Below are 15,426 nucleotides of genomic sequence, written 5' to 3' on the forward strand. Positions count from 1 at the left end.
GGGAGCCGGCCGCACCTGGCTCTTGGCGTCGATCCCCTGGCCGATCTCCGCGTGGTCGATGCGGGAGACGTCGAGATGCCGCCGGGCGAGATCGAGACATCGATGGCGCGACTCGAAGCGGCGGTGCTGACAATCGCTACCTCAGGCGCGATCCCGGTGGTGCTCGGCGGTGACCACACGATCGCATGGCCGGACGTGACCGGAGTCGCCCGCCAAGTCGGCTGGGGTCGGGTGTCGGTCATCCACTTCGACGCACACGCGGACACAGGGAACACCCAGTACGGGTCGCTGATCGGTCACGGCACACCCATGCGCAGGCTCATCGAGTCGGGCGCGGCGCGCGGAGACCGGTTCCTGCAAATCGGGCTGCGCGGCTACTGGCCCGACCCCGAGACACTCGCGTGGATGGCCGAGCAACGCATGCGCAGCTACGAGATGGCCGAGATCGTCGAGCGCGGGCTCGATGACTGTCTCACCGAGGCCATTGCGATCGCGACCGACGACTGTGACGGGGTGTTCCTTTCCGTCGACGTAGACGTGGTCGATCCCGGCATGGCACCGGGAACTGGAACACCTGAACCCGGCGGGTTGTCGACGCGCCAACTCCTCGACGCTGTGCGCAGGATTGCGATGGAAGTTCCTCTCGCCGGGATGGACGTCGTCGAGGTCGCTCCGCCATACGACAACTCAGAGGTCACCGCGTTCCTCGCCAACCGTGTCGTGCTCGAGGCACTTTCTGGCGTCGCCTGGAGGCGCCACCCCGGCGAAGCCGGCCCGAAACCTCAGCCGGGCTGGCCGCTCCTCGACCCTAGGAGAGCGCAGACCTGAGCCAGTCGAGCATCTCTCGCCGGCAGCGCTTCGAGACGTCCGCTGATGGAAACATGTCGAAGGCGTGCGGCGCGCCGGGGTACACGTGCAGTTCCGTCGGGACCCCCGCCTGGATGAGCCGCTGGGCGTAGATGATGTCCTCGTCGCAGAACCCGTCGGCGGTGCCAACCCAAATACCGGTCGGTGGAAGCCCCTCGAGGTTCTCAGCCCTCGACGCGGCCGCGTACGCAGGCACGTCGTCAGTGCCGAACAGGTCGCCGAGATAGCAGCGCCAACCAAACTCGTTGTTTGCCGGGCTCCAGATCGGAACGTCCCAACGGCTTGACGGCGTGACCCGCCGATCATCGATCATCGGGTAGATCAGCATTTGGAAGGCCAGGGGTATATCGCCGCGGTCACGCGCCAGCAGAGCCAATCCGGCGGCGAGTCCACCGCCCGCACTCGCACCGGAGACACCGATCCTTCCCCGATCGATGCCGAGGGTGTCCGCGTTGTCATGGACCCACTTGAGCCCTGCGTAACAATCTTCGAGTGGCCCCGGGTAAGCGGTCTCTGGCGCGAGGCGATACTCGACAGACACTCCTACAGCACCCAGCCTCGGGCACCAGTTGTCGAAACGAAGGTCGTCCATGTCGTAGCTCCCGATGACATAGCCGCCGCCGTGAATCGAGTAGACGCAGGGCAGGTCACCCGAAACGTCCTTGGGCCGATGGACGCGTACGGCGACGTCCGGCGCGCCGGTGGGTCCGGGGATCACCAGGTCCGACCGTTCGACCGCATCGGACAGCTCGATACCGCCGACCAACTGCGATCGAAAATCGCGCACCGTGGGAAGGGTCTCCAGGCTCAGATCCGCGACGGAGATCGGAAAGAGCTCGAGTTCTGCGGTGATCGCCGGATCGACGGCTGGAATCGTTGGAGCCGTCATGTTCAGCTCACCGTCTCGGCGGGATGCTCGGCGGCCTCGCGTCGGATTCGCTGGTAGTCAACCTTTCCGGCGGGGCTACGCCCTATCGATTCAACGAACATCACTCTCCGCGGCACCTTGTAACCGGCCAGTTCCCCCCGGACGGCAGCCTCAACTTCTCCCGCGGTCATCGAGGAGCCGGTCTCCTTTTGGACGACCGCGCACACCGTCTCGCCCAGACGGTCGTCTGGGATGCCTACGACCACGGCGTCCGCGACTTCGGGAAGCCGTTTGATCACCTCTTCGACCTCCTCAGGGAAGACCTTCTCGCCCCCCGTGTTCACGACGACCGACCCTCGTCCCAGAAGCTTGATCGCCCCGTCTGCCTCAACCGTTGCATAGTCCCCCGGGAGCACGTACCGCACTCCGTCGATGACTCGCCAGGTCCGCTCCGATTTCTCCGGGTCCTTGTAATACCCGACCGGAAGAAAACCAGGCAGCGCGATCACCCCCGTCTCCCCCGATCCCGGTTCCACGTCGCGGTCGTCCGGGGTAAGGACACGCACGCCGTTGCCTAAAGAGAATTGCGCGGTTCCGGCAGCAGTCCCCGCGGCCGAGATGCTCGCTCCCAAACCGACCCCCTCGGAGGAACCGAGGCTGTCGAAGAGGATGGCGTGAGGAACGTGCCGGAGCAGGCCATCCTTGACTTCCTGGCTCCACATCACGCCCGACGAGTTGATCAGCTTCAGCTCCGAAAGGTCGTACTTTCCAGGGTTGGCGTCCAGCTCGGCGAGCATCGGCCGCGCAAACGCGTCGCCGACTATGGCAACGCTGTTGACTCGGTAAGCGGAAATGGTCTGCCACAGGACGGCGGGGTCGAACTTTCGGCCGGGCGTGGTCACGACGCAACCGCCGCCGATCAAGGCGATGAAAGCGCTGAACTGTCCGGTGCCGTGCATCAGCGGGCAGGCAGGGAGTGAGCTCATGCTGGGCTGGCCGGCCTCGAGGCGCGACCGAATCTCCGAAACGTCGTTCGCTGGTGGAGCCCCGATGAAGGGATTGCCGCCGGAACCGAGGACGTTGACCAGGTCGTCCTGGCGCCACATGACCCCTTTCGGCATGCCCGTCGTGCCGCCGGTGTAAAGGAGGAGCAGGTCGTCCGGGGACCTTCCCCAGCCGGAGGCGATCCGATCTGCTCCGCTCGCCACCAACTCCTCGTAGCGAACCGCCCAGTCGGGTGCCGGGGAGCCGTCTTCGACCACATACCAGCGGCGGACGTTCGGGAGCTTCGGCTGGATCTCCTCGACGATGGGGGCGAACGCCGCGTGAAACACGACGGCTTCAGCGTCCGCGTTGTCGAGCAGGTAGATCAACTCTCCGGCGCCGTAGCGGTAGTTGACGTTCAGCGGTGCCAGGCCCGCCTTGAACGCAGCGAAGTACACCTCGAGGTATTCGGGTCCGTTGTAGAGGTAGGCCGCCACTTTCGCTTGATGGCCAAGGCCGGCATCCAGCAGGTCGGCTGCGAGCGCGTTCGATCGCCGATCGAACTCGGCGAACGTGAACACGCGCTCCCCGCTGCGTTGCGCTTCGCTTCCGGGCCTTGCGTCGGCAACCGCCTCCCAGATGTCGGCAAGGTTCCAGCTCGTCATATTTCCCCCTATGAACGCGTTTCAGTTGCTCGTCTTACCGATGGACTCAGTCGCCGTGCCCGTCGTTTTGAGGAGCCGGTCTCAGTTCGCCGTTGATGATTCGCTCCGCCACCTCCACCATGCGAACCCTCTCACTCATGGCGGTCTTTTGAATCCACGAGAAAGACTCGTGCTCCTTCCATCCCAGCTCGTCCATCAAGATCCCCTTGGCGCGGTCAACGGCCTTCCGAACCTCGAGGCTCTCTTCCAACGACCGGACCTGCTCGTCGAGCGCCTTCATCTCGGCGAACCGCCCGAGCGCCATCTCTATCGCGGGCAGGAGCTCGCTTTTCTGAAACGGCTTCACGAGGTACGCGAGTGCGCCGGCGTTGCGAGCCTGCTCAATCAGGTCGCGCTGGCTGAAAGCGGTGAGGATCAGCACCGCGCTCAACCGCTCGGAACTGATCTCCCTCGCCGCGGTGAGCCCGTCCATACCGGGCATCTTGATGTCGAGGATGGCGATGTCCGGCCGGTGCTGCCTGACGAGCTCGACCGCCTCGTCACCACGGCCGGTCTCGCCGACCACCTCGTAACCCTCCTCTTCCATGATCTCCTTGAGGTCGAGGCGGACGATGGCCTCGTCCTCGGCGATCACGACGCGTACTGCCACGGGCACTGCTCCTTGAGGTCTCGTCTACGGAAAAAACTTCACCCGGCTGAAAGCCAGCTCATCCCCGACTCTCCCCGATCAGGCGATCGAGGAGGTCGTCTTGAGAGGCCTGCAACTCTGCCACGTCGGCGAGAACCGCCTTGCGGGTTCGGTCCATCGCGTCGGCATGCCGCTGGGCCTCGGTGTACTCCCGGTGGGCCAGGGGGGTCTCGGACACGAGCGAGCGGATGCGCGCCTCGTCGGCGGCGTCGTTGAGAACCAGCAACTGCTCCTCGATGATCGCCAGTTCCTCCCGAGCGCGTTTTAGACGCTGAGCTACGTCGATCAGCCTCCGCTCGATAAGGACGCGAGACATGGTCACGAAAGCGTACTGCTCTAACACTTGATCCGCCCCGGGACCCTCTAACAGCGACTTGGACAGCGACTCGGACACCGACTTGGGGCCCCGGGCCCTGCCCCCGATTGAGGCCGGCTTCGCCGGCGGGACGCGTGACCCCGGCCCGATGCCCGGCCGCAGGGTCTCGGTTCTCCTTTTCTCGCAGCGTTCAGCCGTTTCTCAGATGTTTCCGTCACACTGGAGTGGTGCGAGTTCTCGTAGTCGACGACGAGCCGGCCGTCCGCCAAGCGCTCGACCGCGCCCTCAGGTTCGAGGGGTACTCGACGGAGATGGCGGAAGACGGCTCCGCTGCTCTCGCAGCGCACGCCGAGCATCCGGCAGACGCGATCGTCCTCGACGTGGCGATGCCGAAGATGGACGGGCTCGAAGTAACCCGGCGGCTTCGCCGGGCCGGAGACCACACCCCCGTGCTGATCCTGACTGCGCGGGCGGCGATCGACGAGCGGGTGGAAGGCCTCGATGCCGGGGCGGACGACTATCTCGTGAAGCCCTTCGCCCTCGAGGAGCTGCTAGCCCGCATAAGGGCTCTCATGCGCCGGAGCGCCTCGAGCGACAGCGACATGCTCCGCTACTCCGATCTGTCGCTCGACCCGGGCACCCGTGACGTGTTCAGAGGAAAGCGGCGCATCGAGCTCACCAGAACCGAGTTCCTCCTGCTCGAGCTCCTGTTGCGCAACCCGAGACAGGTGCTTCCGCGAGAGGTGATCTTCGACCGCGTCTGGGGATACGACTTCGGCGCGAACTCGAACTCCCTCGAGGTCTATGTCGGTTATCTGCGTCGCAAGACCGAAGCCGAAGGAGAGCCCCGTCTGATTCATACGGTGCGCGGAGTCGGTTACGTCATGCGGGAGCCGGTGGGGAGGTAGCCGGTGGCGAACTGGCTTATGCGCACCAGCTTTCGTGCTCGGCTAGGAGTTCTGGTTGCCGCGGCCGTGGGAATCAGTCTCGCGCTCGCCGCCGTCGCCTCCTACGTGGCTGTACGCCACCAATTGCTCGGCCAGGTCGACTCGACGTTGCAGACCGACGTGCAGAGCGCGACACAGCTGTCACCAGGCGGAGCATTCAATCCAACCCGATACGGGTCCTTCCTCAGGCGGACGAACAACAGTTTCATTCAGGTCATTCAGCCTGACGGCACCGTGTGGTACTCGTCGATCAACCCCGCGATGCAGGTTGATCAGTCGCAGGCTTCCTTGGCTCAGTCGAATCACGGCTACGGCTTCCGGAGTGTTCTATACGACGGTTCGACCTACCGCGTCATAACCGAGGGTGGTTTCGTCGCTCCCGACGGAACGCCGCTCGCGCTTCAGATCGCCCGGCCCCTCTCCGACATCCAGCACTCCCTCGCCGACCTTCGCCGGATTCTGTGGCTGGTCGCCATCGCCGGCGTGGCAGTCGCTGTGGGCCTCGGATACCTCATCGGGAGGGCAACCATCCGTCCAGTCGAGAGACTGACCGCGGCAGCCGAACATGTTGCTGCAACCCAGCTGCTTGACGCGGAGATCGAAGAGAAGAGCGAGGACGAGCTGGGACGGCTGGCAAAGGCCTTCAACTCGATGCTGCGCGCGCTGGCAGCGTCGAGAAGTCAGCAGACACAGCTGATATCCGACGCCGGGCACGAACTTCGTACCCCGCTCACCAGCCTTCGCACAAACATCGAGGTCCTTCTGCGTGTGCCGGACCTGCCCGCCGGCGACCGCGCCGAACTGATGGCCGACATCGAAGCGCAGCTGGAAGAGCTCACCACCCTCGTGGGAGATGTCGTCGATCTCGCGAGGGAAGAGGAGCAGAAGGGGGAGCCCATCGAGGTTCGGTTCGACAGCATCGTGGAACGAGCGGTCGAGCGGGCGCGCCGGCGGGCACCTGGCGTTGATTTCGACGTGCACCTCACACCCGGTTCGGTGCGAGCTCACCCGGCCCTGCTCGAGCGTGCCGTCCTGAACGTGCTCGACAACGCCGTCAAGTGGAGCCCTCCTGGAGGCCGAGTCGGAGTGTGGCTCCAGCGAGGCGCGTACTGGACTCTCGATATCAGTGACCAAGGCCCCGGGATCAGCCCCAACGACCTGCCGAAGGTCTTTGACCGGTTCTACCGCGCCCAGACTGCCCGTGCGCTTCCCGGATCGGGTTTGGGCCTGGCCATCGTCAAGCAGGTCGTCGTCGCTCACGGCGGCCAAGTCACCGCGTCATCCCCGCCCGAAGGCGGCACGGTAATTCACATCGAGTTACCGTCGGTCGCGGAACAGGAGCTCGAGGGCCCGGACGCCCCCGACACCAGCCCGAGCTTCAGCTGGCCCGGACCGCTACATGAGGCGCCGTTGCTTTCGAACGATCCCGAACCAGATAACGGCATTCCGAGTCGAGCCGACACGGCGAAATCAGAGAGCCGCCCGTAACCCGGTTACACGCATAAAGCGTCGTCAGCCCGACGCTTTGGTCTCGTCGTCCAAACTCTTCTGGGCCGCCCTGAGACGCTTCTCTGCTTCTTTCACATCGCTGCGCAGGCGGGCCGCGGTTTCCTCGGCATCTCGAGCCGCGGCGCGTGCCACTTGAAGGCGCTGTTCGGCTTGGTCGACCTCTCTGCGCAACTGGCCTAGCCGAATCTCTCGATCGTCATTGCGCGAATCGTCCTCGTCTCGAGAGACCCGTGACCGCGAGAAGGCGCCGGCAGGGATGGCTTCGAGGCCGAAGCCGGGTGCAGCCATGTCCGTCTGGAGGTTGCCCTTCCGCAGCCGCTCGGCCACCGAGCTATCGACGGTCGCCGCCCGAAGTGTCTCACTCATACGGTGGCGAGCGCTTTCAGGAACCGGGTTGCCGCCGGCTTCCAGCAGCGCAACGGCGGCGCCGACCACGTCCTCGATCGCACGCCGCTCCTGGGCTTGCGCAGCCGGCAGCCCCGAGCGGTCCCCGCCCATCGTGGTCTCGATGGCAGCCCGGAGTCGTTCGCCGGCGTCGATCAGTGCATCGATCAACGCCGGCCGTTCGCGAGCCACTTGGTTGACCGCCCATGCGGTTGGCGACGGCCGCTTGAGCGCCTGTACCCCGGCCGCCTGCTCGGTCAGGCCCTCGGACTTCAGTCGCTTCGCCAGGGCGTTCCGGGCGGCGGTGAACTCCTCGGGTCGCAATCCGAACAGGTCATCGGCTTCTTGTGGCTGGCCAGTCATTTTTCTGGGTCATCCTGCGCCCGGGAGGATACCCGGAGGTTCGGGCGCCTCCTGAGCGGCATTCGACGCAATTCGGCCTATACCCGCGGGAGGAAGCAGCCGATATGTCTTCCCATCAGTTGCGATTAGTTGTGCTGTTCGACGACCCGGGGAGCACGCAGGCCACATGGACCCAAGTGAATCAGCGGAAGTTGAGCCGGCTCTCCGGACGCGACCGGTTGCCCTGGCATTTGCCGGCGTCCTGATCGCGGCCGAGGTCAGTGCAGCCCTGCCGCCGGGGCCCGCCCACGGTCCCCAGCTGGGAGTGAGCGCCGTCCTGCTCACCGTGGCCCTGGTTCTTGCCGCGTTTCGCAGGGAGCGCAGCCGCGTTCCGGATCTCGTTCCGCCGCTGCTTGTCATCGCGAGCACCTCGCTTCTGACGATCTCAATAGGGGGGTCCTATTCCGGCCTCGTCGCGCTGGTCATGGTTCCCATTGCCTGGGCAGCGCTGTATCTCCGCTGGTGGCACTCCGTCACGGTCGTAGCAGCAAGTGCCGTTGCGGTTTGGGTCAACTCCGCACTCGACCACGACATCTTGTCCGTCCTCGCCCGGCGGGTCGTGCTGTGGTCCGCAGTCGGCCTGCTGGTCAGCGTTGCCACCCACGCCCTCAGGACCCGGCTCGAGGTTGCGCTCCAGCGTCGGGGCGAGCTGCTGCATCAGGCCGAGGCGCTCGGCGCTGCTGCACGGCTACTCAATCAAATACACGAACCCCGGGAGGTGGTCACGATCGCCACCCGTCTAGGCGCATTGCTCGCTTCATCACCGGGTCAACCGCCGCGTCGGGCCCATTACTTGAGAATCGCCGGTAGGCGGGCCCATTTCGTGAGCCAGTACGAGGAGCTCAGCGAGAGCATCAACGAGGTGTGGCCTTTGTCGGAAGCACCGCTGATCCAGGGTGCGGTGAATTCCGGCACCCCGGTCAGCGGATCTGTGGGGGATTTGGCGGGACCCACCGCGGGACGAATACTCGGACGGATGGGCGTGACTCACGCAGCGTGGATTCCAGTTCGGGTGAATGGCGAGGTCGACGGGCTCTTCGTCATCGCCAGCAGCGGGCAGCCCATTCCCGATGAACTTCTCAAGAGAGGTATCGAGCTGGCGCAGATCATCGAGCTTGCACTCACCAACGCGATCTCGATGCAAGACCAGAAGCGGTTGTCTCGAACAGACCCGGTGACCGGTCTCGCCAACCGTCGCGGCTTCGAACTGGCTCTCAGGCGCCGCCCCCACGAGGAGTCCTTCACGATTCTCTCGATGGATTTGGACGGACTGAAGGCGGTGAACGACTCATACGGCCACGCGGTCGGCGACCAGCTCCTCATGCTGGTGAGCAGCGCTCTGCAAAGCGTGCTTCGAGACGACGACGTGCTCGCCCGGCTCGGCGGTGACGAGTTCGCGGCCATTCTCTTCGGTGCCTCCCCCAGTCAGGCGGAGGGCGTCGCCAGTCGGATACTCAACGCGTTGGGAGAGGTGCACCTCGGCGATGTGACGCCAAGGATCAGCATCGGGATTGCGATGGCGAACTCGGACGAGGATCCCGACGTCGTCGGCCTGAACGCGGACCGCGCTATGTACCGCGCGAAGCGTCTCGGCGGGATGCGCTACGAAGTCGCTGCTGCGTAAGTTACCGCGCCGTAAAGCAGGTCTTTGCGGCATACTGCGGTCCACTGTGGATATCCGTCGATTGGTGCCCGGAGCGGGAATCGAACCCGCACGGCCTTGCGGCCAATGGTGTTTGAGACCATCGCGTCTGCCTATTCCGCCATCCGGGCGGTGGCGCCAGATTAGCTGTTACCTCTAGTCGCTCCCGGTGGTCCAAACTTCAACGTGCCCCCCACTCGATCAGAAGCCCGAGGAGGTCTGCGGTAAGTGCCTGCGTTCGTCTTCCCCGGCCAAGGCGCCCAACGCGCCGGCATGGGCCGGCCTTGGACGTTCCATCCTTCCTGGGAGATCGTCGAAGACGCTTCGGAAGTATCGGGGCATGACATCTCCCATCTCCTGCTCGACGCGTCGATAGAGGAGCTGACCGAGACACGAAATGCTCAGCTAGCGACGTTTACCTTCAGCTTGCTGGTGCTCGACGCAGTCGAGCGCCTCGGCGTAGAGCCGACGGGAGTCGCAGGTCACTCGGTCGGTGAGTACAGCGCTCTAGCCGCGAGCGGCGTTCTCGGGTTCGAGGACTCGGTGCGGGTCGTCGCGGAGCGAGGCGCCGCGATGCAGTCCGCGGCCGACGCGCAGCACGGGGTCATGGCGATCGTCTCGGGATGCGACTCTGACACCGTAGACATCGCCTGTCGCCTGGCTGATGGCGACGTGTGGGTGGCCAACTTCAACAGCGCCGAGGAAACCGTGATCGCAGGTGACGCCGAAGCGGTCGCCCTGGCGGGCGCCATAGCCGTCGGCATGGAGGCAAGGAAGGTCACTCCCGTGCCGGTCGGCGGAGCGTTCCACACTCCTTACATGGAGACTGCTCGAACGAGACTGCGTAAGGTCCTCGCCTCCACGACATTCCATGACAGCGACATTCCGGCGATCGCGAACGTCGACGCGCGCAACCACGTGGGTGGCGGTGAATGGCCACGACTCCTTTCGGCTCAGCTGTGCAATCCGGTCCGGTGGCGTCAAAGCGTCATGCGCCTGGGTGGCATTCTCGACCGCGGCGCGGACACCGAGTGGCTTTTCGTCGAACTCGGCCCGGGGGACTCGCTCGCTACCATGATCCGCCAGACGCTTCCGAGCGTGACAGCACTCGCCGTGACTGTTCCGGCCGACCTGGACACGCTCGTCGAGACCGCTGCGGGAAGCCCGGCGATGCACGCGTTCGCCGCAGAACACCAAGGGGAGCACTTGTACGTTTCCGAGAGGGTTGTCATCAGCCCAAGCGCCGGAATCTTCGAGCCAGCGTCAGGTACCGACCTTTCCCCCGGCGCGGGCATCGTCGTCGGAACCCTCCTCGGCACGGTCTCCGGAGAGGAGATTCGTTCACCATTCGCCGGTCGGCTCGAAGGCACCCTGGCCCACCCAGGTGAGCGGGTCCAGACCGGGCAACCTATTGCTTGGCTGCACGCGTCATGACGGGGGCTCACATCACCGGTTGGGGAAGCGCGCTACCCGACACGGTCGTCACCAACGAGGACATGACGACCCTTTTCGAGACCAGCGACGAGTGGATCGTCGAGCGCAGCGGCATACGGACCCGCCGAGCCGCCACAGGACCATTCGTGCCGGAGCAACCTCCGGCCCACCCAAAAGAGGGACTGGGTACGACTGGGGCTCTTGCTGTCGCCGCCGGTAAGAAGGCGCTTGCCGTCGCGGGCGTCCAGGCGTCCGACGTCGGACTGCTCATACTTTGCACGACCACCCCTGACCAACTAATTCCCGCCTCATCCGCCGCCGCGTCGGCCGGCTTGGGGATCGGCGGAGGCGCGATGGACGTCAACGCCGCGTGCGCCGGGTTCACCTACGGGCTGGTAACCGCTGCCGGAATGGTCGCCGCTGGGCTGGAGAAAGTTCTTCTCGTCGGATCCGAGACCCTGACGCGGGCTACCAACTGGGACGACCGCACGAACGCCTTCTTGTTCGGGGACGGCGCCGGCGCGGTCGTGGTCGAGGCCTGCCCTGGCGAAAGCTCGCTCCTCGGCTGGGATCTCGGCGTTGACGGGACCTTGGTGCCCCTCCTGTACGCGGACCACGGGTCGCCCGGCATGGTCATGCGGGGGCAGGAGGTGTTCCGCAAGGCGGTCCGGGTAACGGTCGACTCCGCCACGGCGTCGATGGAGCGCGCCAAGGTGACAGCAGACGACATCGCGCTCTTCGTCCCTCATCAAGCCAACATCCGGATCATGGAGGCAGCCGCATCCCGCTTAGGGCTGCCCGAAGAAAAGGTCGCCTCGGTGATCGACAAGACCGGGAACACAAGCTCGGCCTCGATCCCACTGGCGCTGATCGACGCGGTCGAATCAGGTCGGTTGAAAGACGGGGACCTCGTGCTCCTGGCGGGCTTCGGCGCGGGAATGACCTGGGCCTCGGCGGTATGGCGTTGGGGGCGGCGCTGACCATCTCGGCGAGCAACTAATTTCGTAATTCTGGCACTGGATGGCTTGACCCCACAGGCTCGGACGGAGGAAGAAATGGACAACACTGAAGCATTCGACAAGTTCAAGCAGTGCGCCGTCGACGTTCTGCAAGTCCCGGCCGACAAGGTCACCCCCGACGCGGCCTTCGGCCCCGATCTCGACGCGGACAGCCTCGACCTGGTTGAGCTGGTAATGGCGCTCGAGGAGGAGTTCGGCATCAGCGTCGACGAGTCCGAACTCGAAGGCGTCGAGACCGTCGGCCAGGCGTTCGAGCTCGTATCGTCCAAGCTCTGATGCTGGTCGTCCACCCGACGCCTAACGGGCGCGATGGAATCCAGGGCCGCCGGGTTGTCGTCACCGGGGTCGGAGTGGTCGCGCCGTGCGGTGTCGGGCGAGACGCCTTCTGGGCGGGCCTTCTCGGCCCGGCACCCGAAGGACCCCGACGGGTGGAGGCGTTCGACGCCACTCCGATCTTCGGGCCCAAGGAAATTCGGCGAGTCGACCGCTTCACTCAGTTCGCGGCGGTCGCCGCTGCCGAGGCCGTGGAAGACGCGGGCGGGGTGAGCTCGTTCGCTTCGGATCCGGATCGGACCGGCGTAATCGTCGGCACGGGCGTAGGGGGCATCGAGACACTCGAAGAACAGATAAAGGTGCTCCTCGACCGCGGAGCCCGCAGGGTAAGCCCGTTCCTCGTTCCGATGATGATGGGCAACCGGGGTGCGGCCGACATCTCGATGCGATACGGGTTCCGCGGGCCCTGCGAGACAACCGTGACGGCGTGCGCAGCCGGGACGCACAGCGTCGCGAACGGAGCCCGCCTCGTAGCAACCGGCCGTTGCGACGTCGTCATCGCTGGATCTGCCGAGGCGGCCATGACCGAGACGAGCATCGCCGGCTTCACCAACATGACCGCCCTTTCCACGACCGGCGTATCCATGCCGTTCGATGCCAAGCGTGACGGCTTCGTTATGGGAGAGGGGGCGGGCATCCTCGTGCTCGAGGAGCTCGACCGTGCCGTTGCACGGGGAGCAAAGATCTACGCGGAAGTGCTCGGGGCAGCCAGTACGGCCGACGCCCACCACATCACCGCTCCGGCTCCTCAAGGGATCGGAGCGGTCACGTGCATGGAGTTGGCGTTGGTCGACGCTGGAGTAGGGGCCGAGGCTGTGACCCACATCAACGCCCACGGAACCTCCACGCCCGCCAACGACCTCGCCGAGTCACAGGCGATCGTAAAAGTGTTCGGCTCCCCCGGACCGGCCGTCACCTCGATCAAGGGAATCACCGGCCATTCACTCGGTGCGGCAGGTTCGCTCGAGGCCGCCGCCCTGGCGCTGACGATCGAGCGCTCTCTCATTCCGCCCACCGCCGGACTCAACGACCAGGATCCCGAGATAACGATTGATGTTGTACGCGGCCAGCCGCGCAAATGGGAACCGGGACCGGCGCTGTCGAACTCGTTCGGCTTCGGCGGTCACAACGGAACCCTGGTGTTGGGCCCGATCGCCTGAATCATCTTGCGCCCCCGGCGCGAAGAGTCAGGCAGCCAGCGCGGCGAGCAGGTTCTTCGGCGTGTCCGCCGGGGAGATCTTGTACCAGACCTGAGCGAGCTTGCCCTTTCCGTCAACCAGGAAGGCGGAACGGAGAATGCCCATGTACTTCTTTCCATACATCGACTTCTCCGTCCACACTCCGTAGGCGTCGGCGACCGCATGGTCCTCGTCCGCGAGCAGCGGAAATCCGAGGCCGTACTTCTGATCGAACTTGGCCTGGCGGGCCGGCGGGTCCGGGCTGATTCCTAGGACGGCCGTGTCTCCGATGTCGCCGAGGATGTCCCTCAGGCCGCACGCCTGCGCGGTGCAACCGGGCGTATCGGCCTTCGGATAGAAGTAGACCAGAACAGACCTTCCCTTGAAGTCGGACAGCTTCACCTTTTGGCCGCTTTGGTCGAGCAGGGTGAACGTGGGTGCCTTGTCTCCAGGTTTCAGCTGGGCCATGAACGCGCATCGTAGCCAGTCCTGATCGAACTCCGGTTTCCTCGGATGTCGGTTCCGTTCCGCCTCCCACTAGGGTCGAAGGATGCAGCAGCCGACGCCCGTCGACCTTGCCGTAGGAGGGTTCAGTTCAGACCCTCCGTGGTTGGTCGACCCGGACCACCTGGTGTGGCGGAAGGGCTGCGCGGCGCTTCGGGCCCGCACAGCGGCCCAGGTTCCCGAGCTTCTTCGCCGGCGCCGTCTTCCGCCCGGTCGGCGGGTCGTGAGGGTGGGTTTCACACTCGGACGGGCACTCGGTGGCTGGTACCTGCTCGACCGGAGAAGAGCAAGGCGCAGCAACCAACCTGAGATCTCACGCGCGGGGCTGTCGCGGCGGCTGCGCGAAGCGTTCCAGGCGCTCGGGCCCACCTACATAAAGCTCGGCCAGATCCTTTCCTCCGGCGAGGGGCTGTTTCCGGTCGAGCTGGTCACCCAGTTCCGGTTCCTGCGTGACCGTGTGCCTCCCGAAACCTTCGAAACGGTAAGGAGCGTGGTCGAACAGGATCTAGGCAAGCGGCTCGAGGAAGTCTTCGAGCGGTTCGACAGAACCCCGGTCGCCGCTGCCTCGATCGCCCAGGTGCACGCAGCGAAGCTCCGCACCGGCGAAGAGGTCGTCGTGAAGGTGCAGAGACCGACGGTCGCGGAGCTCGTCCGCTCGGATCTTGCCGCGATGAGCTGGATCGCACCCTTTCTCATCGGACGAATCCCGGTAACTGCGCTCGCCAATCCCCCCGCGCTCGTAGAGCTTTTCGCCGAGACGATCGTCGAGGAACTCGACTTCCGTCTCGAAGCGGACAACATGCTCGACATCGCGCATGTCTTCGCCTCCACGGGACAGCGATCGGTTGTCGTGCCACGCCCACACCCGACGCTCGTTACACCGAGAGTTCTGGTGATGGAGAGACTCGACGGGTTCTGTTTCGACGACGTCGAGGGAATGCGGGCCGCCGGCATCGACACCGAAGCGGTGGTGAGGGCGTTGATGATCTCCTTCTTCGAAGGAGCGACCCTGTTCGGGGTCTTCCACGGGGACCTTCACGGCGGGAACCTGTTCGTGCGGCACGACGGAACCATCGCCCTTCTCGACTACGGCATCACCGGCCGGCTCGACGAGCCACGCCGCCTCGCCTTCCTGCGGATGCTCATGGGCGGCACGATCAACGACGTCAAGATGCAGCTGTCTGCGCTGCGCGACCTAGGGGCGCTTCCCGCCGACACTGACCTCGACTGCGTAGTCCGGGATCTTGGACTCGACCAGCCGGTCAAGGATCCGACCACGATGACCCCCGACGAGCTGCTCTCCGAGATTCGGGAGATGATCAAGAAGCTGCTCGGTTACGGCGCCCGCTTCCCGAAGGTGCTCATGCTGTACGTCAAGGACATGCTTTTCCTCGACGGCGCCCTTGCGACGCTCGCACCGGATGTAGATCTGTTCTCCGAAGTCACCCAGATCGCGACCTACTTCACCGAGCGCTACGGCGAGCGGATCGCCGCCGAAGTCGGAGTCGACCCGCGACAGCAGGCGATCGACCTCGACGGAATGCGTGCCCAGTTCGGCCTGACCCCCGAGGTCGAGCGCATGAGCTACCGCGACCTGCAGGCCAGGCGGGAGCTGATCCGCAAGCGAATGGAAGAGCACCGCAGGACACGGCGATAAAGCCAGACCGTCCGCCGCGGCCGGTACCC

General features: G+C 65.1%; 15 protein-coding genes and 1 tRNA gene. 9 read left to right on the top strand and 7 right to left on the bottom strand.

Annotation, left to right across the window (positions count from 1 at the left end; translation table 11 throughout):
• The coding region (locus VFZ97_06790) for an agmatinase family protein (protein HEX6393131.1) at window positions 1-828 on the top strand (828 nt) is incomplete at its 5' end.
• Here the strand turns inward: VFZ97_06790 and VFZ97_06795 are convergent.
• From VFZ97_06795 to VFZ97_06810, 4 genes are read right to left on the bottom strand one after another with little or no spacing between them, the layout of a single operon-like run.
• Complete coding sequence (locus tag VFZ97_06795; GenBank protein ID HEX6393132.1) at window positions 809-1,756, bottom strand: alpha/beta hydrolase; 948 nt, start codon at window positions 1,754-1,756, stop codon at window positions 809-811. The two genes, VFZ97_06790 and VFZ97_06795, sit on opposite strands and share 20 nt — an antisense overlap.
• A 2-nt stretch (window positions 1,757-1,758) precedes the next feature.
• The gene (locus VFZ97_06800) at window positions 1,759-3,384 is read right to left on the bottom strand and encodes an acyl-CoA synthetase (protein ID HEX6393133.1); all 1,626 of its coding nucleotides are present in this window, start codon (window positions 3,382-3,384) and stop codon (window positions 1,759-1,761) included.
• Between the two features lie 46 nt (window positions 3,385-3,430).
• Complete coding sequence (locus VFZ97_06805; protein HEX6393134.1) at window positions 3,431-4,033, bottom strand: response regulator; 603 nt, start codon at window positions 4,031-4,033, stop codon at window positions 3,431-3,433.
• Window positions 4,034-4,091: 58 nt separating this feature from the next.
• Window positions 4,092-4,388 carry a hypothetical protein gene (locus VFZ97_06810; GenBank protein HEX6393135.1) on the bottom strand — a complete coding sequence of 99 codons (297 nt, stop codon included), beginning with the start codon at window positions 4,386-4,388 and terminating at the stop codon, window positions 4,092-4,094.
• Between the two features lie 227 nt (window positions 4,389-4,615).
• Here VFZ97_06810 and VFZ97_06815 point away from each other — a divergent pair, with 227 nt between their 5' ends.
• Together VFZ97_06815 and VFZ97_06820 are read left to right on the top strand one after the other, a co-directional pair.
• The gene (locus VFZ97_06815) at window positions 4,616-5,296 is read left to right on the top strand and encodes a response regulator transcription factor (protein HEX6393136.1); all 681 of its coding nucleotides are present in this window, start codon (window positions 4,616-4,618) and stop codon (window positions 5,294-5,296) included.
• A 3-nt stretch (window positions 5,297-5,299) separates the two neighbouring features.
• The gene (locus tag VFZ97_06820; protein ID HEX6393137.1) at window positions 5,300-6,823 is read left to right on the top strand and encodes a HAMP domain-containing sensor histidine kinase; all 1,524 of its coding nucleotides are present in this window, start codon (window positions 5,300-5,302) and stop codon (window positions 6,821-6,823) included.
• Window positions 6,824-6,847: 24 nt separating this feature from the next.
• Here the strand turns inward: VFZ97_06820 and VFZ97_06825 are convergent, their stop codons facing one another.
• Complete coding sequence (locus tag VFZ97_06825) at window positions 6,848-7,591, bottom strand: hypothetical protein (protein HEX6393138.1); 744 nt, start codon at window positions 7,589-7,591, stop codon at window positions 6,848-6,850.
• A 166-nt stretch (window positions 7,592-7,757) separates the two neighbouring features.
• On the opposite strand from VFZ97_06825, the gene VFZ97_06830 reads away from it, so the two are divergent.
• Entirely contained in the window at window positions 7,758-9,254 is a 1,497-nt protein-coding gene (locus VFZ97_06830) for a GGDEF domain-containing protein (GenBank protein HEX6393139.1), read from the top strand.
• Between the two features lie 62 nt (window positions 9,255-9,316).
• Here VFZ97_06830 and VFZ97_06835 read toward each other — a convergent pair.
• Window positions 9,317-9,403 (bottom strand) — tRNA-Leu (locus tag VFZ97_06835).
• Between the two features lie 97 nt (window positions 9,404-9,500).
• Here VFZ97_06835 and VFZ97_06840 point away from each other — a divergent pair.
• The 4 genes from VFZ97_06840 (at window position 9,501) to VFZ97_06855 (ending at window position 13,218) form a co-directional block, all read left to right on the top strand.
• Window positions 9,501-10,706, top strand: a complete 1,206-nt coding sequence (locus VFZ97_06840; GenBank protein ID HEX6393140.1) for an ACP S-malonyltransferase — start codon at window positions 9,501-9,503, stop codon at window positions 10,704-10,706.
• On the top strand, window positions 10,688-11,686 hold the full coding sequence (locus VFZ97_06845; protein HEX6393141.1) for a beta-ketoacyl-ACP synthase III: 999 nt from the start codon (window positions 10,688-10,690) through the stop codon (window positions 11,684-11,686). Before VFZ97_06840 ends, VFZ97_06845 begins: the two co-directional genes overlap by 19 nt.
• A 75-nt stretch (window positions 11,687-11,761) precedes the next feature.
• Window positions 11,762-12,001, top strand: coding sequence for an acyl carrier protein (acpP, locus tag VFZ97_06850; protein ID HEX6393142.1), 240 nt, complete (start codon window positions 11,762-11,764; stop codon window positions 11,999-12,001).
• On the top strand, window positions 12,001-13,218 hold the full coding sequence (locus tag VFZ97_06855) for a beta-ketoacyl-ACP synthase II (protein HEX6393143.1): 1,218 nt from the start codon (window positions 12,001-12,003) through the stop codon (window positions 13,216-13,218). The genes acpP and VFZ97_06855 overlap by 1 nt, the downstream gene beginning before the upstream one ends.
• Before the next feature lie 27 nt (window positions 13,219-13,245).
• On the opposite strand, the gene bcp is transcribed toward VFZ97_06855, so the two are convergent.
• Entirely contained in the window at window positions 13,246-13,704 is a 459-nt protein-coding gene (gene bcp, locus VFZ97_06860; GenBank protein ID HEX6393144.1) for a thioredoxin-dependent thiol peroxidase, read from the bottom strand.
• 82 nt (window positions 13,705-13,786) lie between these two features.
• On the opposite strand from bcp, the gene VFZ97_06865 reads away from it, so the two are divergent.
• A complete protein-coding gene (locus VFZ97_06865; protein HEX6393145.1) occupies window positions 13,787-15,397 on the top strand; it encodes an AarF/UbiB family protein in 1,611 nt (536 codons plus the stop codon).
• Window positions 15,398-15,426 lie beyond the last annotated feature (29 nt).

It is taken from the genome of Acidimicrobiales bacterium, from assembly GCA_036378675.1.
Lineage (GTDB): Bacteria > Actinomycetota > Acidimicrobiia > Acidimicrobiales > Palsa-688 > DASUWA01.